At 41.3% G+C, this 23370-nt stretch carries 13 protein-coding genes; 7 read left to right on the top strand and 6 right to left on the bottom strand.

What is annotated here, in order from left to right:
- Positions 1–2: 2 nt before the first annotated feature.
- The 4 genes from L1283_RS20030 to L1283_RS20045 form a co-directional block, all read right to left on the bottom strand.
- Complete coding sequence (locus L1283_RS20030) at positions 3–3359, bottom strand: SusC/RagA family TonB-linked outer membrane protein (RefSeq protein ID WP_075991406.1); 3357 nt, start codon at positions 3357–3359, stop codon at positions 3–5.
- A gap of 25 nt (positions 3360–3384) precedes the next feature.
- Positions 3385–4410 carry a FecR family protein gene (locus tag L1283_RS20035; protein WP_088160518.1) on the bottom strand — a complete coding sequence of 342 codons (1026 nt, stop codon included), beginning with the start codon at positions 4408–4410 and terminating at the stop codon, positions 3385–3387.
- A gap of 42 nt (positions 4411–4452) precedes the next feature.
- Positions 4453–4983: a sigma-70 family RNA polymerase sigma factor gene (locus tag L1283_RS20040; RefSeq protein ID WP_075991408.1), complete on the bottom strand. Its 531-nt coding sequence runs from the start codon at positions 4981–4983 to the stop codon at positions 4453–4455.
- 79 nt (positions 4984–5062) lie between these two features.
- Positions 5063–5428 carry a hypothetical protein gene (locus tag L1283_RS20045; RefSeq protein ID WP_075991409.1) on the bottom strand — a complete coding sequence of 122 codons (366 nt, stop codon included), beginning with the start codon at positions 5426–5428 and terminating at the stop codon, positions 5063–5065.
- A 327-nt stretch (positions 5429–5755) separates the two neighbouring features.
- Between L1283_RS20045 and L1283_RS20050 the strand changes: the two genes are divergently transcribed.
- Positions 5756–6151 (top strand): hypothetical protein, encoded by a 396-nt coding sequence (locus tag L1283_RS20050; RefSeq protein WP_075991410.1) that lies wholly within the window; start codon positions 5756–5758, stop codon positions 6149–6151.
- Between the two features lie 128 nt (positions 6152–6279).
- A complete protein-coding gene (locus tag L1283_RS20055) occupies positions 6280–6465 on the top strand; it encodes a CsbD family protein (protein WP_046672091.1) in 186 nt (61 codons plus the stop codon).
- Between the two features lie 156 nt (positions 6466–6621).
- Here L1283_RS20055 and L1283_RS20060 read toward each other — a convergent pair whose 3' ends face one another.
- Positions 6622–7038 (bottom strand): DUF5777 family beta-barrel protein, encoded by a 417-nt coding sequence (locus L1283_RS20060; protein ID WP_088160519.1) that lies wholly within the window; start codon positions 7036–7038, stop codon positions 6622–6624.
- Between the two features lie 630 nt (positions 7039–7668).
- Here L1283_RS20060 and L1283_RS20065 point away from each other — a divergent pair.
- From L1283_RS20065 to L1283_RS20085, 5 genes are all read left to right on the top strand, one after another.
- Positions 7669–8115, top strand: coding sequence for a nuclear transport factor 2 family protein (locus tag L1283_RS20065; RefSeq protein ID WP_088160520.1), 447 nt, complete (start codon positions 7669–7671; stop codon positions 8113–8115).
- A gap of 507 nt (positions 8116–8622) precedes the next feature.
- The gene (locus L1283_RS20070) at positions 8623–11823 is read left to right on the top strand and encodes a SusC/RagA family TonB-linked outer membrane protein (protein WP_088160521.1); all 3201 of its coding nucleotides are present in this window, start codon (positions 8623–8625) and stop codon (positions 11821–11823) included.
- 11 nt (positions 11824–11834) lie between these two features.
- Complete coding sequence (locus tag L1283_RS20075) at positions 11835–13832, top strand: RagB/SusD family nutrient uptake outer membrane protein (protein ID WP_075991414.1); 1998 nt, start codon at positions 11835–11837, stop codon at positions 13830–13832.
- Between the two features lie 157 nt (positions 13833–13989).
- A complete protein-coding gene (locus tag L1283_RS20080) occupies positions 13990–15744 on the top strand; it encodes a family 43 glycosylhydrolase (protein ID WP_075991415.1) in 1755 nt (584 codons plus the stop codon).
- Positions 15745–15831: 87 nt separating this feature from the next.
- Complete coding sequence (locus tag L1283_RS20085) at positions 15832–19014, top strand: glycoside hydrolase family 2 TIM barrel-domain containing protein (protein WP_232475694.1); 3183 nt, start codon at positions 15832–15834, stop codon at positions 19012–19014.
- 73 nt (positions 19015–19087) lie between these two features.
- Here the strand turns inward: L1283_RS20085 and L1283_RS20090 are convergent, their stop codons facing one another.
- The gene (locus L1283_RS20090; protein WP_083663508.1) at positions 19088–23149 is read right to left on the bottom strand and encodes a hybrid sensor histidine kinase/response regulator transcription factor; all 4062 of its coding nucleotides are present in this window, start codon (positions 23147–23149) and stop codon (positions 19088–19090) included.
- Positions 23150–23370: the final 221 nt, after the last annotated feature.

A 23370-nucleotide genomic window follows, 5' to 3' on the forward strand; every position in this document is an offset into this window, starting at 1 on the left:
GTTTACAGACCAACAGTGAGATTAATACCGAATGTGCGCATCATTGGAAGTGAAGTTGATTCAATACCAATCGAGCTATTGTTTACATTGAAAGCAGAAGCTTCTGGTGAAAATCCATCAGTTTTCCGTTGAAAATAAAATAGATTCCGCCCATAGACGCCCAATTTTAGGGAGTTAACAAGTTTATGTGGCATCAGCTTTTTAGGGAAAGAATAGGAGAGACTGATTTCGCGCATGGCAATATAACTCATATCATTGATCATTTCTTCGGATACCATGACTTCTTTGTCACTCGCAACAATGTTCCAGTAATCTTGTGCGGCAACCTGCTTGCTGTTTTTTGTTCCTGTACTTGTCCAGTTCCCTGATCCATCTTTTTGTCCGACCATCCCTTCGGCAACGTAGGTGCCATCACGGCCTTCCAAGGTCTTTTTAGAAGTACCATAAATGATCTGCTCACGATTGGATTGGGAGAAGATCACGCCGCCCTGACGGATATCGACAAGTGCGTAGAGGTTGAAACCTTTATATTTAAAGGTATTGGCAAAACCACCCAGCCAGTCGGGTTGCGCATTTCCAAGATCGGTTTCTACACGTCCGGCTGTGCGCAAAGGGAGTCCAGTGGTAGGGTCGATCAACCTATTTCCCTGATCATCTTTGATCCATGCAAACTGTGTCCCAATTAGCTGGCCAAATGGTTTTCCGACCTCCGCAACAACATTTATCCCGCGGTCTGTAGCGAGTAAAAAGCTTTCTACACCGGGATAGAGTGATTCAACTTTATTTCTGTTGCGGTTGTAATTGAAGGTTGTATTCCATTCAAAACCCGATTCGCTTTTGATTGGTGTTGCTCCCAATACAAATTCAATACCTCTGTTGCTAATTTCTCCAGCGTTGATCCTGTTCTTTACATAGAGACTGGAAGGGGCGATTGGTACGTCCAAAATCTGATTCTTTGTCTTGGCTTGATAGTAGGTAAAGGAGAACGAAAGTCTGTTTTTTAGAAATCTCAGGTCTGCCCCAGCTTCGATCGACGTGGTCAATTCGTTTTTCAAATTCGGATCAGGAATAATTTCTGTATAAGAAGCCATCGGTACACCACCATGGGTATACTGGTTGAGACTATAAGCTCCTGTCAGTTGATATGGGTTTCCTGAACTACCGGCCTGGGCCCATGAAGCTCTGATTTTGGCGAAAGACAGTGCATCAGATTGCCATTTGAAGGCATCCGATAAGACTAAACTGGAACTTACACTCGGGTAGAAAAACGAATTGTTTTCCTTTGACAGGGTAGAAGACCAGTCGTTACGGGCAGAGAAATCAACAAACCAATAGTCTTTGTAACTGAACTGGCCCGATAGATAAGCCGAATTAATCTTGGACTCGATCAGGTCAAATATGTAACTATTTGTCGTGGTGTTATTGATTACAAAGAGATTCGGAACAATAAATTGATTGCCTGAATTTCCTGTCATACGCAAATACCGGCTTTGATGGCTGGCCCCTAAGTTGGCACTGAGTTTAATGTCATCGGTCAATTTGAAGTTGGAGCTAGCGAGGACGTCAAAATTGTCTTCGCGGGCTCTGATGACCTCTTCGCGAATATCACCCTTTCGGTTCAAGCTTTGGTAGGTGTTTATAGGACGGTAGCGAAACCGTTGATCGGTATAGAAGTCCGTACCCCCGGTCGCTGTGACCTTAAGCCAAGGAGCAAAGTCGTAGCTCAGACGGAGTAACCCTATGATGCGGTCCCGACGATCTTCATTGTGGTTTTCATGAATGGTCCAAAAGGGGTTGGCTGTGGAACTATTGGTGGCATAGGTTTTCTCCAATCCTTCCGTCAATCCCGAAAATCCGAGCTGTCTGCTGATCTCCTGTGCGGTCCATTTATACTGTGCCATGATGTCGTTGCCCAAGCTTCGCGGCTGGCTGATAAATAGGTAGGCAGGATTGTCTGCCGCATCGGCCAGTGTTGGCCGGTTTTGCCCCTTTTGTGCGATATAGTTCGCCTTGATGTCGATGTGAAATTTATCGGTTATTTTGGCTTGTGTGCGCAGACCGAAATTGTTTCTCTTCAGCGTATTGGTTGGGATATAACCCTTTACATCTGTATTGGCAAATGAAAAACGGTAGTTTACTTTGTCGGTTCCGCCATCTATACTAAGGTTGTTGACAAACTGTTTCTCCGTTTGAAAAAACGACGAGTAGGTATCTGGTTTCGGTGTTAACTGTAAGATGTTGCCATAAGCATCTTCATAAGTCTGGCCTTCCATTTTTGCACCCCAGCTTGCTCGTGTCGTACGGTCACGTCCGGCGCTCATTTTAGGCATACCACTGTAACCATTTTTCAGCGCTTCACTCATAGAAACAATGGTGCCGTCATCTTTTCTGAAATGTGTAAATGTTCCGTTCAATCCTTGTCCATAGGCATTTTGAAAATCCGGTAAGACCAGCCCATTGCCCAATGAAAAATCTGTACCATAGCTAAAACGGGTCTTACCAGCTTTACCAGATTTAGTTGTGATCAAGATAACTCCGTTACTTCCTCTTTGTCCATAAAGTGCGGCCGCATTCGGGCCTTTTAATACCGACATCGTTTCGATGTCTTCGGGATTGATGTTTCCGATTCCGTCGCCATAATCTGTTCCCCCAGATTGGTTTGGAGATGAAATGTTTTGATTATCAATCGGTACTCCATCAACAACATAGAGCGGCTGGCTATTACCGATAAGTGAGTTGTTACCACGTATCACGACCTTGGATGAACCTCCGGCACCGGATGCGGCGCGGCTTACCTGCACGCCGGCAACTTTACCCGATAAGGCATTCGCCACATTGGTTTCCTTACCCTGCGTCAGCTCGTCGCCTTTGAGTTCAGCGACCGTATAACCGAGCGCTTTTTTTTCGCGTTTGATACCAAGCGCTGTAACGACAACCTCCTGTAGGTTTTGCGCACTCGATTCCAAACTGATATTGATCGCTAGCTTGTCCCTGTCTGTAATGGTGTAATCCAACAGTTCTCTGCTTTTAAAACCGATAGACGATACGCTGATCTGGTAGCCCTGTCCAGCAGGAATCTGGTCGAGTGAAAAAGTTCCGTCAGGCCTGCTGGTTGTTGTTTTTTTCATTCCGCTCGTCGCATTACGTATGGTAACCGTCGCCGAGGGGATGGGCTTTCCTGTTTCATCTTTGATTACTCCGTTAATGGTCGCATTTTGTTGGGCATTAGCGAGAAGATAGCTTGTTGACAAAAGCCCCATGAGGCCAAGACGCAGTGCCCAGTTTACGTCGGCTCGAATGTTGGATCTCAACAATAGCATAGTCAGGATACTATGCTTGGAAGGTAAATAATTGTGCATAATTTGTGGGTTATGTGAGTGAATGTTATTCGGTTTGTACATGAATGGTTATTTTATGGAGTGCTTGGATATCAGCTAACATGTTGACGTATGCAGATGCTGTATTTTTATACGTTCCACTATAATATTTATTTTGTATATCTTTAGGTTCAACGCTTAGTTTAAGGCCATAATTATGACTGATGATGTGAAGTACATCTTGCAATGGGAGGTTTTTAAAGATCAGTTGTCCGCTAGTTTTTAAGTAAGATCCCCTTTTGCTGGATTGAGAAGTATTGACTCGGGTTTCGGCAATGATCTGTTGTAGCTTGCTATCAATGCTGATTTCTTCGTTGGGTTGAAACTGTAGATTTAAGGCCTGTTTATTTTCAGAATGCTGATTGCTTTTGACTTCAATACGGCCTTCATAGAGTTTTATTTTCGTAATCGCGCTACCACCTTCTTCCACACTGAAAACAGTGCCAAGTGCGGTTGTTGTCAAATCGGCCGTATGAACGCGAAAAGGCTTTGTCTTATCCTTTGCTACCGTAAATTTGGCTTTACCTTTTAATTGGATTTCCCGCGCGCTAATAGTTGTGAAATCTGAACTGAATTTTACTTCAGAATTGGGGTATAGGTCGATAGTAGAACCGTCTGGAACTGCAATTTGTTGAATGGTATTACCTGAATTGATATAATATAAATTACTTGGTTGCTCTTGTGGTGTGGGCTGGACTTTCTTTGCGCTACGATATGCGGTGTTATATTTAGAAGAATCGATCTGGTTTAATCCCAGCCAAGCTCCGATTCCAATGAAGAAGATAATAGCCGCATATTTTAACCAGTTGAAACGATCCTTATTTTTTTGCCCTATTTGTTTGAAAATATGCCCTTTTATTTCCTTTTGGTTTTTAAAATCCGAATCCATCTCATATGCTTGCCATTCCGTTTCCGGCATAAAATCCTCCCAATAAAACTCGTTATTGGCCAGCGCATTTTCTACTGCGGCAATTTCTTCCGCACTGGCTTTACCGCTTAGGTATTTGTCGATGAGTGTTTTTGTAATCTTCATGTATAAAGATTACGATTGAAAATGAGGTACCCCCCAAAGAAATTAAAAAATAATTTGCATCAGCATACCGAACAGTAAAGCCTTTCGAATGGTTTTTAGTGCTAGTGTCAATTGGTTTTCCACAGTTTTCGTTGATATGGCCAGCTTGTCCGCAATTTCCTTATGCGAAAGATTAGAAAATCGGCTTAGCATAAAAATCTCCTTGCGTTTCTCCGGTAGTTTATCGACAATTTCATGGAGTGTGGAGGTAAGTTGTTTGGCATAAAAATCATCCTGAGGGCTATGGCGTAAGACAAATGTTTGATCGTGATCCAAAAGTTTCTTACGGTTATACTCTGCCTTGACCAGATCGATCACCACTGTTCGGGTGATACAGAAAATCTGGGATTCTATGGTGGCATCGATATTTTTGTCACTCATATTTTTCCAGAGTTTGATAAATACACGCTGTACGGTTTCTTCGGCTAGATAAGAAGATTTGGTTTTATGGATTGCATATTGGTATACTTTGGAACTCCATAGGTCAAAATATTCCTCGAATCTTCGAACGATAAGCGCATAATTGATTTCCATAGTGTAGGCTTGGAATAAATGAATTTAGCGATAATGCGCTTTTGCTCCAAGTTTTTTTAAAAATATTTTGTCTCCTTTCTTAGTGGATGAGATTTGTTTTCTGAATGATCTTCGATGTATGGTTATAGACTCTCAATTGGATATTAGTTCCTTGATCGGATTGATTTAGGAATACGATGTTCCCTTTCTGGTTGACATTCAGTGTGTATGTTTTGTCCTTCTCCATCTCAATCTCCTCTGATTCATTCAAAATTTTTAGCCGACCGGTCGAGCTTTTTTTAGTCTCAATGGAAAATGGACTGGCATCTTCGGTTGAGATGGCTAAGGAACTATGTGCGGGGATTGATGTATTGATATACAAAGAACCTTTTTCTTTTTTTCCTATCCGCTGAACGGTGCAAGACTGGAGGGCAATAAAAAATAGAAAGACGGAAAATAATTTCATAAATAAGGCTGTTTTTTTTATATGGGATCTAATCATGCATTATACCGGAGGTTTTTCCCACTAGATTGGAGTTAGATTACTCCAATGTGGAGGGAAAAACCAGTTATGGTCTTAAAAATACAAAAGATCATAATGACTTATTAATAGAAATGGGGTATTTAACGGATATCTGCATACGATCGTTGTGTATTTATTCGCTAGTTCGGTATTTATACCCCTTCTTAAGTGTTTGATACGGGTGTTTCTAAGGTTGCATTTGCACTGGCATAAAGTTTGAATTTTACCCAGCTGTAATAAAATATAATATTCACATTAACACATCAACGTATGAAAAAATTAATTCAAACACTGGGACTCGGTATGCTTATTTTAACGGTATTGGTAGGCTTTACATCATGTAGCAAAGACGATGATCCGGCCGACAACGATCTTTTTGTTGGTAAATATGAAGGCACTATCTCGTATGATGATATGAATAACAATGACAATGATGTTGCCGCTGCAGAAGGAACAGTTACCGTAACAAAAGTTGGCGATACCTATAATTTCGCTTTTGGAAATGGCATTCCAAATCTCAACGGCGTAGATTTTGAAAAAAAGGATAACGTCTTGGTCAACATTGGTTCGGCAGGTACAGGAGTTATCCGTATTGATGCCGGTAAATTGACAATTGGTTATACAAAAGACAGCAAGGTATGGACGGCCAATTGTAACCGGAAATAATAATATAAAAAATAGAAAGTGCCTGTTTACCAGGTGAATGTTGTGAAATTAACATTTTATAACATTATTTTTTAAACGATTAGCTGTATGAAACTGTTCTATTGATAAATAACGAAAGGAAAATAATTATGAGCGAATTAACATGGAAAGGCCGTTGGAACGAAATCAAAGGTAAGGTAAAACAACAATATGCAGATCTTACTGATGATGATCTATTATATGCCGAGGGCAAAGAAGACGAATTGGTAGGTAAGCTTCAAAAGAAGACCGGTAAAACACAAGATGAGGTAAATAAGTGGTTAAATGATTTGTAGATTTAATATTGTGTGATAAAAAAGCGGATAACAGCATTGTTATCCGCTTTTTTGATTTAAGAACCTATCAACCGATGATGCTTTTAAGTATTTTGAATTCTTATTACGTTGGACAGATTATTTTGATTCCAAGTACACGATGGAGCAATTGCTTTTTTATTTTTTGTTAAAATTGAAACGGCGTGCAATGCTGAATCCCCAACGGAATTGTCCCTTACGCCAGGAGCTATTTGTTTCGCTAATAAACTGAGATTCTTGTATTGCGGTTGCATTGGTAAAATTGAGATGGAAGATATGTCCTCCGGTAACCATTTCCAAACCGACACCTAATGCATTATAATAACGCTGTCCGCTTACATCTTCACGGTATTTTTTGTTCGACGACTTTCGGAAGGGTAATGTATAGTCTGCTACTAATGCGATCCTATTGCTGACCTTGGCCCGCTCGCCAATACCAAGAGCAAATACAGTATTCTGATCGTTATAAGCTGTATAGCTCCAGTGAAGAAAGGTTGGGACCACAACGAGCGATAGATTTGAGCTAAATTTACGGGTAATGATGAGCTGCGTCATATAACTCAATCGATCATTGAAGTCTTCAAAGCTTGCTGCCGAAGACTTATCGGAGCTGGCAGGAAATGTGGACCTGGAATCTAAAGGCGTCGCGTTTACCTTGGGAATGAGTTTGTAATTCCGATATATTCCCTCGAAGATGACCAGTTAAACCTATGTCTCGCGAGCTTGTACCGTGTTACTAGCCTGTTTGTCTCCCCGAAAAAATTTGATGCCTGATCTTTCTGATCAGGCAAACAAGTACGTTTCTTTTTTACTGTATATCGTCATTCACTTCAAAATGTATAGAAAATTAAACTTCTATTTCATTTTAATGTGCTGTACGTATGTGAACAATTCGGATAAGAACTGTTCGCATGCGTACATTTCGTTTTTTGAAGAAAATCTTAGATCGTCCATAATGGGTTTTAAAAGGCATAAATGAACCTTGGGGCCAACTGGTATGGTCTTTGGCACGGAGCTATTAAAATTGATAGTATGTTCTTTATGCATTTTGAAGTTTACTTTTTCATTTCAGTCATTCAGCGACTTCTGCTGGTTATTGATCTAAAATTCGTGGGCGACAAGCATTTGGAGCGATAATTTTGAGTCAAGAGATAAGCAAGGTAAAAAAGCACAAAAAAAGATAGTATGAAAACTCTCGTAAAAACATTCACATTAGCAGCTTTAATGGCCGTATCAACATTTGCTATGGCAGCTGAAGGACCGGGTTCAAAATCAAACCCGGTCAGCGTTAATCTATCAACCGCAGACTTTGCGCTAGAGCACTATGTCGCCGTGATCACTGAAGGTGAGTCGGCTGGAATAGAACAATTGTTTGCTGAAGATTTTAATCTAAAGGTCCAAACGGGCACCTTAAAGTCATATAGCCGCTATGAAGTGGTTAAATCCTTGAAAAAGCAAAAGAATATCCACCTGGATTGCGCGGTTAGCACAGATGTAGTTGAACAGTCTACAGATTATATGGTGGCCAGGGTTACTTTGAAATTTGAAAATTTCACCAAAACCGATCTTGTTACTTTAGTGCGTGAAGGTAAAGACTGGAGAGTATCCAAATCGATCAATTCCTATAAATAGAAGCTCATAATTTGCGGGCCAGCTCAGTTATACCAAAAGCTGATCCCTAGTGAATAACATGTTTATAAATTTAGTTCAGAAGCCACATCCGGAGATGTGGCTTTTTTTGTCTGCCTAAACCAGAATATCCTTTAATGAGGTCAAAAAGCCTAATTTGACGAATTTACCCCTTAAAATAAGAAGATTATACCCCCCTTCCTCTGTAACGTTTTTGATAATATTGCAAGTGTCAATACGACATTTTATTGTATTGACGATGTTAAATAACCAAGAGTGTTTGCCTAACTAGATGAATACCCTCTCCAAATTATATAAAAAATAGGTGTGGGGAAAGTAAGTTGGCTAAAGCTCAAAAACAGCTAAATAACCAAGTTTAATTATGATGAATTTACCAATCAAAAGTGGATTGTTTGATCCTTGAATTCTTAACGAAACGCAATATTGCTACCTCGTATTGCCATGTTACTCTTCATCAAAATATTATTTAATCACTAAACAGTTTTACTTATGAAAAGGAAAATAGTATTAACGCAGCGCTGGCTTTGTTCTATCTGCTTTTTACTTTTAAGCTTACAGCAGGCTTATGCACAGTCAATAACTGTACGGGGCCAGGTTACCGAAAATAACAGACCACTTGCTGGAGTGACCGTTAAAAATATCGGTTCCACAATGCAGGCGCAAACAGATACACAGGGGAAATATACACTCAGTGCTGCAACAGTCACGGCATTAGAATTTACCTTTCTAGGCTATGCGAAACAGCGCTTTGAATTCAGTCAGCTAAAACAGATCAGCCAAGGGAACTACGAGCTTAACGTGCAGCTTGATGCTTCCGAAGGAGATGTTTTGGATGAAGTGGTGGTCGTTGGTTTTGGCTCGCAGAAAAAAACAAACCTGACCGGTTCTGTTGCGGTGGTAGATGCCAAGCAGCTGGAAAATAGACCTGTAAGAAATGCTATCCAGGCACTGCAAGGACTGGCCCCCGGCCTAAATATTTCCCAAAACTCGGGAACGATGGAAACCAATCCATCTATTAATATCCGGGGTACAGGTACAATCGGCACATCTTCTTCGGCACCATTGGTCCTAATTGATGGCTCTGAAGGATCTTTGGCGGCATTAAATCCACAAGATATCGAAAGCGTTTCTGTCTTGAAAGATGCTGGTGCTGCTTCAATTTATGGTTCTAGAGCCGCTTTTGGGGTTATTTTGGTCACCACAAAATCTGGAAAGGCTGGACGTACTTCGGTAAATTATAATAATAGCTTTCGTATGAACGCACCGACATTGATGCCTAAGATGATGGACTCTTACACTTTTGCTCAATATTTCAATCAGGCCGAAGTCAACGCAGGCGGTTCACCGCATTTCTCCGCGGAGCATCTACAGCGCATCTTGGATTATCAAAACGGAAGCCTGAAAAATTCGACCATTGTCGATCCGAATAATAAGTTGTATTGGGCTGAAGGATATGCCTATGGTAACGACAATAACGATTGGTTCGACGTCATGTACCGGGATCAGGCTTTTGCCCAGGAGCACAACCTAAGTCTCAATGGCGGAACCGAAAAAACAACCTATTACCTTTCTGGCAATTTCATGAAGCAACAAGGATTGATGGCCTTCAATACAGACCATTACGACCGTTACTCTGTTGCGGCTAAAATCAATTCTAAAGTATCTGACATCTTTCAGGTAAATTACAACGCTAGGTTGGTACGTGAAGACTATGACCGTCCTGCAGCATTGACCAATAGTTTTTACGATGATTTAGGAAGACAGGGCTGGCCAACGCTGCCACTTTATGATCCGAATGGATACTTGTTCAGTTCTCCTTCACCTGCACTTGCCATGAAAGAAGGCGGACAGGATAAATCCAGTAAGGATTACATTTATCAACAGTTACAGCTGATCCTTGAACCAATTAAAGGATGGCGTACAACCGGTAATTTTAACTATAGGACCACAACTCAATTTCGTCACTGGGATTCGCAGCGTCTTTACAATCATGACGTGAATGGTGATCCTTATTTGTATAAAAACTCTTCAAACGTCTACGAATTTGGTTTAAAGGAAAACTATTATAACATCAATATCTTTTCTGATTACGATAAAAGCTGGGGCGACCATCATTTTAAAGTTATGGTCGGTGGTCAGATTGAACATACGGCCTATCGCAATCTCGGTGTGCAACGTGACGGAATCATTATCCCGGATCAACCGGTATTGAATCTGACTTCCGGCACAGATATCAATGGAAAAGCAGTAGTACCTTCTGTATCTGGCGAATATCAAAAATGGGCAACAGCGGGTTTCTTCGGCCGATTGAATTACAATTATGCTGAAAAATATCTATTGGAAGCTAATCTGCGTTATGACGGTTCATCACGTTTCCGTAGCGATAGCCGCTGGGGCTGGTTTCCTTCAGTTTCTGCGGGATGGAACATCGCCAAAGAAAACTTCCTTGTAGAGTCGGCACCATTTATTAATATGCTGAAATTAAGAGCTTCCTACGGAGAGCTAGGCAATCAAAATACCGATGTCTGGTATCCGACTTATGTTACGCAACCAACGGGGACAGCCAATGGTGCTTGGCTGATCAATAATGCGCGACCAAATTCTGCATCGGCTCCAGGCCTCGTAAGTGCTTTATTGACCTGGGAATCTATCAATACGAAGAACTTAGGCGTCGATTTCGCCTTTTTAAATAGCCGCCTTTCTGGGTCTTTTGAGGTCTTCGAACGGAAAACATTTAATATGGTCGGCCCAGCTCCACAGTTACCTAATACATTAGGGACGACAGTTCCTCAAACAAACAACACCGACTTAAAAACAAGAGGATTTGAGGCTACCCTGGGCTGGAATGACCGTACTGCCAGTGGTTTTGCATATGGAGCAAAGTTCCTCTTGTCTGATTATACCACAACAGTAACACGCTATCCTAACGCAATAGGGTCATTATCAAACTATCGTGAAGGTCAAAAGCTGGGTGAAATATGGGGGTATCAAACCCTTGGTATTGCCAAGACAGAAGAGCAAATGAGCCAGCATTTGGCGAGCTTGCCCAATGGTGGACAAAATGCATTAGGAACACAATGGGGGGCAGGAGATATCATGTATGCTGATCTTAATGGAGACGGAAAAATAGATGGTGGCAGCAATACAGAGGCCGATCCAGGTGATCGTCGTGTGATTGGAAACAGCACACCGCGTTACTCCTTTGGATTGAATCTGAATGCGGACTACAAAAATTTTGACTTTAGCATTTTCATGCAAGGTGTCATGAAACGCGATTATTGGCAAGGGGGCTACTATTTTTGGGGCGCAACTTCAAAATGGTGGTCAACGGGCTTGGTCGATCATCTTGATTATTTCCGTACTGCAGATAATCCCCTGGGTGAAAATCTTGAAGCATATTACGCACGTCCTGTTTTTGGTACTGCTAAAAACCAGCAGACGCAGACGCGCTTTTTGCAGAACGCAGCCTATATCCGCATAAAAAATATTCAGCTGGGCTATACCTTGCCGAAAGAAACAACAAAACGTTTCGGTGTGGAGCGCTTGCGTGTATACGTTTCCGGAGAAAATATCTGGACCGGCTCAAGTGTAGCGGGAATGTTTGATCCCGAAACTATTGATGGCGGAAGCAACGGAACCGTTTATCCATTGACTAAAGTCTGGTCTGCAGGTTTAAGTGTTACATTTTAAGTCGATTCATTATGAAATTCAATAATACTATTTTTAGATTGATGCAATTAGGCCTTGTCGCTTTGGTAGGTCTAGCTTCCTGCAATAAATATTTGGATATTGCACCCCCTTCGTCCATTATACCTGAAGCTTATCTGGATGAGGAGTCACAACTAGCTGCTTATACCGTAAATCAATATGCGGGCCTATTTCCTTCACACGGCAACTGGTCATTTGGCACTTTCGGCATAGACGGAAATACAGACAATATGGCTATTCCAACACTCGATAACAAGTTTATTCCAGGCCAATGGCGCGTAGGATCGAATGGCGGCGACTGGGATTTTTCAAGTATTTATCAGATGAATTATTTTATAAATACGGTGGTTCCCAAATGGAAAGAAAATCGTATTCTCGGAAATTCAAGTAACATTGCACATTATATCGGTGAAGCCTATTTTTTACGGGCCTACGTTTACTTTGGGAAATTACAGGCCTTAGGTGATTTCCCAATTATTCGCAATGTGATGTCGGATAAGGACAAGAATATTTTGGTAGAAGCAAGTAAGCGTTCGCCAAGAAATGAAGTGGCTCGTTTTATTCTTTCTGACTTGGATTCGGCTATTACCTTGCTGAACCAAAGTTCGCCGGACGGCAAGAAACAGCGGATCTCAAAAAATGTCGCGCAACTGTTCAAATCCCGAGTGGCTTTGTATGAGGGTACATGGCTCAAATACTTCAGCGGAACCGCATTCGTCCCTAAAGGACCAAACTGGCCGGGTGCTGCAAAATCATACAATAGCAATTATGCATTCCCGACTGGAAGTATTACCGGAGAGATCGACTACTTTTTAACGCAGGCCATGGAATCAGCTTCTGCTGTTGCTGACAATATTCAACTGGAAAATAATACCGGAATTATAGAATCTGCCAACAACGAGAATCCTTACTTCAGCATGTTTGGCGCAGTAGATATGTCGAGTTATGGTGAAGTATTGCTGTGGCGTCAATATAATCAAAGCCTGGTGACACATAATGTGCCTGTGTATGCACAACGCGGAAATTATGCGGTTGGTTTGACACGCGGCCTTGTCGAAAGCTTTCTGATGTCCAATGGACTGCCTATTTACGCTTCGGGCAGCGGTTATGCTGGTGATAATTACATAGCAGATGTTCGGAAGAATCGCGATGGCCGTTTACAATTGTTTTTAAAAGAACCTGGCCAAAAGAATGTATTGGTCAATATTGGACAGGGTACTCACTACACGCTCATAGAGCCCACTCCGACTGTATACGATACCGATTGGGAACGACGTTACACAACAGGTTATACAATTCGTAAAGGCATTTCATACGACGGTTTACAAACGCTCAACGGTCAGGGATTTACGGGTAGCATTACCTTCCGAGCCACCGAGGCCTACCTCAATTATATGGAGGCTTGTTATGAAAAGAATCAAAATTTAGATACGAAGGCACAGGCCTATTGGCGCGCACTGCGTACACGGGCTAAAGTCGATCCTGATTTCAATGCGACCATTGCGGCAACGCAAATGGATAAAGAAAAGAAAGATTGGGGCGCGTATTCTGCAGGACAGTTTATATCACCAACATTGTACAATATACGTCGCGAACGCAGAAGTGAGCTTATGGCTGAAGGTCTACGTTGGATGGATCTTAAGCGTTGGCGGGCTATGGATCAACTGATTACAACAGCAGACCATTTTGAAGGTTTTAAACTTTGGGGACCGATGAAAGATTGGTATACACCCGAACAATTGATTTATGGTGCTACCAATGACAAATCTGTCGTTTCAGATCCCGCACGGAGTGAATACCTCAGACCATTGGAGATCCGAAGCAATGCCCTGTCTTATACCGGTGTAAAATTTGCCATGGCGCATTACCTCGCACCCATTGCCACAGAGCATTTCCAGTTGGCTTCGGATGACGGAACAGCAGAAAACTCTGTTATTTATCAAAATCCAGGATGGTCACTTATCAGTGGAACTGCCCCAACCGGACTGTAGAAAATATGAAAATAGATATGTGTCATCTCATTATTACACAAATACGAATATATCCCTCTTTTTGACTCAATATCCCCCTTGATCACGCAGAAAAAGGGGGATATTTTTGTTTACTGATCATCAAGAGCTGTTAGCTCAAAGAAACTTAAACTAAATCATGAAAAAACTTTTATCTGTCTGTCTTAGTTTGCTGTCAAGTTGTTTTGCCGCATATAGTCAAGAGCCCATCCCACCACAGTATAAATTGGTATGGTCGGATGAGTTTGATTATAATGGTGCACCCGACACGGCTAAATGGAGTTACGAAGAAGGTTTCAAACGTAACCGGGAAGAGCAATGGTATCAAAAAGAAAACGCTTCCTGTCGTAATGGCCTGTTGGTTATTGAAGCAAAAAAAGAACAACGTAATCATTCAGGTTTTATTCAGGGCAGTCATGATTGGATTGCCGGCCGTAAAAAAATAACCTATACTTCGGCTTCGATAAATACTTTGGGCAAGCAGAGCTGGAAATACGGGATTTTTGAAATCCGGGCGCGTATCCCAGTTGGTGAGGGCCTTTGGCCTGCATTCTGGACATTAGGCACCACCAAAGAATGGCCATCCAATGGTGAAATAGATATCATGGAATATTACCGTGGCAATATATTGGCTAATATCGCAACCGGTACTGACCAACGCTGGAAAGCACATTGGTTTGGTAAGACGAAAGCCGTCAAAGATCTTGGCGGAAAGGCGTGGGCAGATCAGTTCCATATTTGGCGAATGATTTGGAATGAAGACGCTATTACGCTTTATGTGGACGATATAGAAATGCTTCACGTTCCTATGGATCAATTGGTCAATCGGGATGGTACAGGATTCAATCCGTTTACCCAACCGCATTATCTCCTGTTAAATTTGGCCCTCGGCGGAATAAATGGCGGCACGATAGCTGATAAATTACTTCCTGCAAAATATGAAATTGATTATGTCCGGGTTTATCAAAAAAAGGAACATGCTGAGATGCATAGTTTTACGCCAGGGGAAATATGGAAAGACCAATCCGGTCATGTGATCAATGCGCATGGCGGTGGCGTACTTCATCAAAATGGGAAATATTATTGGTATGGTGAGAAACGTGGCGGAACTACGTCCCAGGGAGTCAATGTGTACTCATCCAATGATTTGTATAACTGGAAGTTTGAAGGATTGGCTCTCACACCTAGCACAGATTCTACAAGCGATATTGCTTGGGGCTGTATTATGGAGCGGCCAAAGGTTATCTATCAAGAACAGCTGAAGAAATATGTGATGTGGTTCCATCTTGAGTTGAAAGGGCAAGGCTATGCAGCAGCCAGGGCCGCCGTTGCTACCAGTGACTCTCCGCTTGGGCCGTTTCAGTTTGTCCATAGCTTCCGGCCAAATAACAATATGTCACGCGATATGGGTTTATTTGTAGACACTGATGGTAAGGCTTACCAAATCTATTCATCGGACGAAAACTATGCCTTACGCCTGGTTCAATTAACCGATGATTACCTGCATGTGACAGCGAAAGATTCCTTACTCTTCCGGAATCATAGGGAAGCCCCGGCTTTATTCAAGTACAAAGATAAGTATTATCTGATCACCAGTGGATGTACTGGCTGGGATCCAAATCGTGCAGAACTCCATGTTGCTACAAATCTTTTTGGCCCTTGGAAATCCCTTGGTGATCCAATGCAAGGACCGAATTCGGCTTTGACTTATGGTGGCCAATCGACATTTATCCTTCCTGTCGCAGGAAAAAAGGATTCCTTTATCTTTATGGCCGACCGCTGGAATCCCAAAGATCTTATGGATAGCAGATATATCTGGCTACCGGTTGATCTCCAGAATGAAAAAGTACAGATAAATTGGAAGGATCAGTGGGATTTAAGTGTATTTCATTAGTTCGATCATATAGCTGTATTTAACCTAGATTCAGTTAAACAAATCAATCTTTTTTGAAATGATTTATTAATCGATAAATAATAAAAAATGCAATCTCTGAATAAATTAGTGCTTATTCTACTCTATAGCTGTGTCTTCACTTTGGGGTATCCGCAATCCAGTATTACCTTGACTTATGAGCGGAATAAAATGCAACAGCAAGATACTGTTGTCCGAAAAGGGATCCCTTGGTTAGATGAAACGATTACCGAAGAAAATCGGCTGCCCATGCATACAGATTTTGTGACCTTTCCGCATACGTCTCAGATCATCAACAGCGATTGGCGTGAATCCTCTGCGTATTTAAGTTTGAATGGTTCCTGGAAATTTAAATGGGTAAATAGCCCTTCAAAACTACCTGCTAACTTTGAATCATTAACTTATGACGATCGTCATTGGGATAATTTTCAGGTGCCTGCAAACTGGGAACTCAATGGATACGGTTTCCCGATGTATACTACCTCCGGTTTTGAATTTACCTATTTAATCGGGAAACCAAATCCACCAATTGTGCCGATGGATTTCAACCCTACGGCTGTGTATCGCCGTGAGGTAGTTATTCCCGAGGATTGGCAGGGAAAGCCCGTAATTCTCCATATTGGGGCAGCCAAATCGAATCTATCTGTTTGGGTAAACGGCCAATATGTCGGGTATGGGGAGGATAGCAAATTACCATCCGAGTTTGACATAACAGCATATTTGAGAAAAGGAAAAAATCTAATTACAATGCGTGTCATGCGATGGGGAGTCGCAAATTATTTGGAGGATCAGGATATGTGGCGCCTTAGTGGAATTACGCGAGATTGTTATCTGCTGGTTCGGCAACCAGTGCATCTACGTGATATTCAATTGTCGCCGACCCTCAATGATGCCTTTGATAAAGGACAGTTAAATACTAAGCTGATCTTTAACCAGGCCAGTCATGGGGATCTAATGGCAGAGGTTACACTTCATAGAAACGGTCGGCTTGTGTCAATTGCAACTGTTAAAGTCGACGGACAGGAAGTGGATATTGAACAGACCATAGACCATCCTGAACTATGGTCGGCCGAAATGCCAAATTTATACCAGGTGACTGTTAAACTTACAGACCCTAAGGGCAAACTCAGCGAGATCGTTCCCCAGCAAGTGGGCTTCCGTAGGGTTGAGATCAAAGAAGGTCTGTTGCTCGTTAATGGACAGCCTATACTTGTCAAGGGAATAAACAGGCACGAAACAGATCCCGTTACTGGTCATGTGATCTCGAAAGAAAGTATGTTGCGCGATATACAGCTCATGAAAAAATTTAATATCAATGCTGTTCGTACCAGCCACTATCCCAATGCCGAATATTGGTTGCAGCTCTGTGACCAATATGGATTGTATGTAATTGATGAGGCTAATATCGAATCACATGGCATGGGTTATGACCTGTCCTATACGATGGCCAATAGGCCGACCTGGGAGAAAGCACATGTTGCTCGTGTTGAACGCCTTATTCAGCGCGATCGGAATCATCCTAGCGTAATTATTTGGAGTATGGGCAACGAAGCCGGAAATGGCTACAATTTCTATCGGGCCTACCTCCGGATGAAAGAGCTCGATAAAAGTCGCCCTGTACAATACGAAAGGGCAGTGAATAATTATGGGGAATTAAGATTTGACTGGAATACGGATCTGATTGTACCTATGTATGCAAGTCCATCCGCAATGAAAAATTATGCAGCGCGTAACCCAAAGCCTCAAAGACCCTTTATTCAATGTGAGTATGCACATGCCATGGGGAATTCATTGGGAAACTTTAAGGATTATTGGGACATCATTCGGGCAAACAAAGGAATATTTCAAGGCGGATATATCTGGGATTTTGTGGACCAATGTTTTGTTAAAACCAATGCTAAAGGCGATACGGTATATACCTATGGCGGAGATTATGAACCTAAAGAAGCCATAACGGACTGGAATTATGCTTCCAAAGGAATTTTTTATGCCAATAGAACACCCTATCCACATGCTTGGGAAATGAAAAAAGTATATCAAGATATCCATAGTAGCCTATTGAACGAGAAAAAGATACAGGTTTACAATGAACGTTTTTTTACTGGACTTGAAAATGTTGAACTTCAATGGGAGCTTATTGTTGACGGAAAAAAAACGCAATCTGGTTTAATCAAGCATTTGAATGTGTTGCCTCAACAATCTGCTGTACTATCGATTCCTTATAAAGCAGATATTCCGGGGGAAAAATTTCTGAATCTGACTTATCGATTGAAAAAAGCCGAGGCTTTACTTCCTATGGGGCATCTTATTGCAACTGAACAGTTACCTCTGGGGGGCTCTTTTCAGCCTAAAACAGCTATTTTGGCACAGGGCAAAATCAAGACAGCGCGAAAAGATGGAAATCTGATTGTCACGGCAAAACAGCTACTGATGGAGTTTGACCTTAAATCAGGATGGTTGGCGAAATATCATTATAAAGGACAGGATTTTTTGGATGAACATGCGCTATTTAAGACTAATTTCTGGCGTGCGCCGAATGATAACGATTTCGGTGCCAATACGCCGGAAAAACTGAAACCTTGGAAACTGGTTGCGGATTCGATTGAACTGCTTGAAATTAGATCCGAATTAATCGATAGCCTGGCCTATGTATATGCGACCTACCAGATGCCTCAGGTATATGGGCAACTAGAAATGAAATACTGCATTAATCAATTAGGTGAAATGCGTGTTTCTCAGTCATTCCTTGCCGACACCACAAAAAAGGTTGCAGTTCTGCCACGTTTCGGTATGCAATGGATTATGCCATCTGGCTTTGAGGCGATTAATTACTACGGTAGGGGACCAGAGGAGAACTACATCGATCGTAATTTTGCATCACATGTCGGAATTTATAAACAGACCGTTGATCAACAGTATTTCCCCTATGTAATGCCACAGGAGACCGGCAATAAGACCGATATCAGATGGATGGAAATAAAAAATAAACAAGGTCGGGGATTGTTCTTTACGTCTGATTCTACATTTAGTATGAGCGCTTTGCATTACTTTGACAAAGATTTGGACGATGGTCTCAAGCGACAACAACGTCATGCAGCTGACCTTGTTAAAAGAAAGCAAACGCAACTTAATATTGACCTCAGACAAATGGGTGTGGGTGGAATCAATAGTTGGGGAGCATGGCCGCTGAATGAATATACATTGCCTTATAAAAATTATACATTCTCCTTTATCATAAAACCAGTCGAATAAATATAACGCCCTGTACAGCAACAGCTGTTCGTAATTGTTGTACAGGGCTTATTTTATTTTTCGGCAATTCAGACTAAGGCCGATCGACATGGAATTCATTCTGAAACGCTTTTCGATACTTTTTGACATAGTCGGAAGGTGTATGGCCAAACAATTTGCTGAACTGCTGTCTAAAGTAGCGTTGGTCGTAGAAACCTGTTAAGTTAGCTACTTCATTAATTTTTGAATCCGTCAATATGAGCATTTCGGCTGCTTTTTTTAGTCGTACCGACCTGATAAATTCATTGATCGATTTGCCTGAAATAGTTTTAATTTTTTTATAGAGTGAAGAATGACTCATGCCTGTTTTTTCGGCAAGACTTATTACAGTCAGTTCTTCCAACAGGTTCTCTTCAATAATCTCAATGCACCGTTCTATCAATAGCTTGTCTGTGATCGGTATCTTTAGCTCATTGGACTGTAGCGTAATCGCTTTAAAGAAAAAGTCCTGAAGGTTCTTCTTGTTCTGTAGTAATGTTTTGACCCGGAGCAACAATATTTCCGAATCAAATGGCTTATGGATATAATCATCGGCACCATATTGAATTCCGGCCAATTTAGTGCTGTCAGAGGTACTTGAGGTAAGTAGGATGATTTGAATATGGTTGAGTGCAGCATTAGATTTTACGGCTTTGCAAAGTGACAATCCATCCATCCCTTCCATGATAATATCACTTATTACCAGATCAGGTTGTTTTTGCTTGATCATATCGAGTGCCTGAACACCATTATGGGCATTATAGACCGAGTATTCTACCTTAAAAATGTCGGTAAGGTAGCTGCGGATAGCATCGTCGTCGTCGACCAATAAGACACTGAATTTTTTGCTTGATATCGCTGTCGGGAATAAGGGAACGGTTTCCGTCGCCACTTGCGAATCGTATAGCATTTGAATTCCCGACTCGTTGTAAAGCGCTACATCTGCCAAAGGTTCTTCGGCTGGGGTTTGTTTTGCTAAGATAGGCAAAACGAGGTCGAATGTTGTTCCCGCTGTTGCTGAACTCGTGTAACTTATTGTTCCGGCGTGCATTTCAACAAAAGTTTTGACAAGGTACATCCCAATCCCGAATCCTGTTTGTTTTTTGGGACCATTGAGTGGATCCGAAAAATATTTGTCAAATATCCTATCGCCAAGATGTTCGGGGATACCTTTTCCCGAATCTTTGATCTGAATGCTTAATTCCCGACTTTGTTGCGATAAGGCAATATGGATAGCACCATTGGAAGGCGTAAATTTAAAGGCATTTGATATGAGATTGCATAAGATGATCTCAATTTTTTCTTTGTCAGCATTGACATAAATCGGATCGGAATTTTCCAGAAACTGGTAATCTATATTTTGCAATTTTGCCTGAGCAGCGAAATATAGAAATATTTCTTTCATAAAGCTTTGGCAGTCAAAAATACTGATTTTGAGCTGTTCGGCACCGTCCTCTGTTTTTCTAAATACAAGCAGCTGATCCACCAAGCTCAACAGTCTTTTGGCATTTCTATGCACAATCTGAAGGGAAGCGCTGTCCTTGGACTCGTTTTTGGTCTTTAGCAGATCTTTAATCGGATTAATAATTAAGGTCAGTGGTGTTCTAAATTCATGCGATATATTTGTGAAAAATGCATGCCTCTTCTCATTGAGCTCTCTTTCTTTCTGAATGGTAAATTTTGAAAGCTGTATCTCGTAATTTAAAGCGATTTGCCTTTTCCGATAGCGCAGATACCATAGTCCTATATAGGCAATAGCCAGCGTGTAAAGCAGGTAGGCCCACCAGCTTCTATACCAAGGCGGAAGAATTTGAATCTCGAGTTTAATCTGTTTATTCGTCCAGTTGCCTTCCGAGTCGGTCGATTGAATATGAAGGATATAAGTGCCTTCATGCAGACCGTTGTAATTTATTGATCGGGTAGACCCTGCATCGTTCCATCCTTTGTCCAATCCTTCCAATAGATACCTGTATTTTATCTTTTGTGGGGAATCAAACTCCAGGGCTGCAAACTCCAGCGAAAAAGTGGATTGATTGTAGGGGAGCGTCAATTTATGAATGCTATGATCTTTTCCAATATCGACCCGGTCGCTCAGGTCGGCAATCTTTTTATTGTTAATTTTAAGGCTTGTGATAGCTAAGGCAGGTTCATAAATTTTCAGTTTAATGCTATCGGCGTCAAAGATGTTAAAACCGTTGTTCCCTCCGAAAAGAAGATGGCCGTCTTTGAGCTTAAGAGCTGCCCCATAGGAAAATTCGTTGCTTTGAAGTCCGTCAGTTTCCTCGTACCGTACAAATTTTTTAGTGGAAGGATCGAACTTCGAAAGCCCATTAAAGGTGCTTAACCACAATTTTCCAGTTTTATCTTCCAAAATATTAAGTACGGCATTGTTGCTCAATCCTTCATTTGTGGAATAATTTTCGACAATCTTTTTTAAACTGATATCAAATGCCAAGAGCCCCTTTCCTTCTGTTCCCAGCCAAAGTCTGTTATTTTTTCCGAGCTGAATGGCACGAACAGGTTTTCCGATTAAATATCTGGAGATTTTTTTCGTCTGCTTGTTTAGCTGTATAATCTCATTGTAATTCCCCATCCAGATATTACCTTTCTGATCATCAGTCATACAATTGATATCATAGATGTCTTCGCTGAATACTTCAAATTGGTCGCTTGTCGGATTATATGTATATACTCTTCCCTCGGAAAATGTCGCTGCCCAGATCTTTTCATCCTGATCCTTAAAAAGTAACTGTATACTGTTATTTAGAACCCCAGTTGGCGTTCTACAAACATAATATTTAAAACCCGAGCCCTTTATGTAACGCGCAATGCCCATTTCGGTTGCGATCCACAATTCTCCATTAGTTCCAGTCAAAAGATGGTTTACCGTATTGTCTGGCAATTGCTGTGGCCCTTTTTGAAATGACTGAACCTGATTGGTCTTGTTATCCCATGCATAAAGACCATTGCCTTCGGTACCAATCCAGATCTTGTTATCATATTCAACAAAAGAACGGACAAATTTGTGCGCCAAGTTAAATCCCGCATAATGTTTCTGCTGTAAATAATTAAATTTATAGCCATTGTTATCAATCGTCTCAATGCCGCCCTTTCCGGTGCCGATCCATATTTTACGCTGGGAGTCTATGTAAACCGTATAAATGGTCTTGCTATTCAGTGAAAATTGAACGGGCTGTAGATTACTTTTGTTTTCTGCATTTCCATGAGATAGGTTAAGTATAAAAATGCCATTGTTTTGGGTGGCTATCCAAAGTTTGTTTTGTCCTTCCAACGTCAGCATATTGATCTGACTCGATTTAAGCTCCTGCGGATACAATGTCGAAAGCATGCCGTCTTTGATTTTCCAAACAAATAATCCTTCGTAATTACCAATAAAGAGTTCACCGCTGTTTGTACTAACCATAGAGGTTGCACTGGTAATAACCTTTGATACAAGATGCAACTGCTGTGTTTTTTTATCGAAAGCATATAATCCGCTTCCCTCTATAAAAACCCATACCCCGCCTGCCGCATCAATATGTGTGGCGGATACATGGTAGTATAAGCTGGATAGGTTCGATTTATAATCTTTAAAAGCGATTTGCATGGCATATGCTTCTTTATGACTTTTGTAAAATAGCCCCCAGCCGTTTGTGCCTATATAAATATTATTGTCACTATCGATTTGAATGGATTTTGTGTCAGCGTTGAGATGATATAACCGTTTCGATTTTTGGTCTCTATAATTTAAACGGGAGAAGGTATCAAAATTTCGGTCGTAGGTTCCAATCCCTTGACCGGTTCCTATCCACAATTTTTTATTGTGGTCTTCTGCTATACAATAGATATAATTATGCGGAATGCTATTTTCGTTATTTAGCTGGTTTCTATAGGTTTTTATATCGTAACCGTCGAATCTGTTAAGCCCGTCGAAGGTACCGAACCACATAAAGCCCTGACTATCCTGAAATATGGATTTCACCGAACTATTGGATAAACCTCTATTCATCTCCTTGGGAAATTGTGCTAGGCTCAGCATACTTGAGTGAACAAGGATGAGAACGAATACCAGGATTAAGGCCTGACGAGAATATGGGAGTCTGTTGAAACTAGGCATGTTAGCAGTTTTGTTCGTATGGTATTTCCGATATCAGGTAAAATTATCGATTTATCCTTATCATAGGTTATTATCTTGAAAACGACTATTTGCAATTGAAAACAGTCAAATTGAAGATTGTATGGCTAAAGATACGATTGTTTTTTAAAATAAGTGTATATTGTACGTTTATATAAAAGGGCCTGTATTACAGCTAACATTGTTGCTTTATAAAGCAAAAA

Origin of the sequence: Sphingobacterium sp. HSC-15S19 (assembly GCF_050433745.1) — a bacterium.
Classification (GTDB): Bacteria; Bacteroidota; Bacteroidia; order Sphingobacteriales; family Sphingobacteriaceae; genus Sphingobacterium; species Sphingobacterium siyangense.

What these genes read in the sequence shown, in the direction of transcription:
- L1283_RS20075 (WP_075991414.1), top strand. Translation starts at nt 11,835, where the DNA reads ATGAAATTCAATAATACTATTTTTAGATTGATGCAATTAGGCCTTGTC.
- L1283_RS20060 (WP_088160519.1), bottom strand. Translation starts at nt 7,038, where the DNA reads ATGACGCAGCTCATCATTACCCGTAAATTTAGCTCAAATCTATCGCTC.
- L1283_RS20035 (WP_088160518.1), bottom strand. Translation starts at nt 4,410, where the DNA reads ATGAAGATTACAAAAACACTCATCGACAAATACCTAAGCGGTAAAGCC.
- L1283_RS20055 (WP_046672091.1), top strand. Translation starts at nt 6,280, where the DNA reads ATGAGCGAATTAACATGGAAAGGCCGTTGGAACGAAATCAAAGGTAAG.
- L1283_RS20065 (WP_088160520.1), top strand. Translation starts at nt 7,669, where the DNA reads ATGAAAACTCTCGTAAAAACATTCACATTAGCAGCTTTAATGGCCGTA.
- L1283_RS20045 (WP_075991409.1), bottom strand. Translation starts at nt 5,428, where the DNA reads ATGAAATTATTTTCCGTCTTTCTATTTTTTATTGCCCTCCAGTCTTGC.
- L1283_RS20090 (WP_083663508.1), bottom strand. Translation starts at nt 23,149, where the DNA reads ATGCCTAGTTTCAACAGACTCCCATATTCTCGTCAGGCCTTAATCCTG.
- L1283_RS20050 (WP_075991410.1), top strand. Translation starts at nt 5,756, where the DNA reads ATGAAAAAATTAATTCAAACACTGGGACTCGGTATGCTTATTTTAACG.
- L1283_RS20080 (WP_075991415.1), top strand. Translation starts at nt 13,990, where the DNA reads ATGAAAAAACTTTTATCTGTCTGTCTTAGTTTGCTGTCAAGTTGTTTT.
- L1283_RS20030 (WP_075991406.1), bottom strand. Translation starts at nt 3,359, where the DNA reads ATGCACAATTATTTACCTTCCAAGCATAGTATCCTGACTATGCTATTG.
- L1283_RS20070 (WP_088160521.1), top strand. Translation starts at nt 8,623, where the DNA reads ATGAAAAGGAAAATAGTATTAACGCAGCGCTGGCTTTGTTCTATCTGC.
- L1283_RS20085 (WP_232475694.1), top strand. Translation starts at nt 15,832, where the DNA reads ATGCAATCTCTGAATAAATTAGTGCTTATTCTACTCTATAGCTGTGTC.
- L1283_RS20040 (WP_075991408.1), bottom strand. Translation starts at nt 4,983, where the DNA reads ATGGAAATCAATTATGCGCTTATCGTTCGAAGATTCGAGGAATATTTT.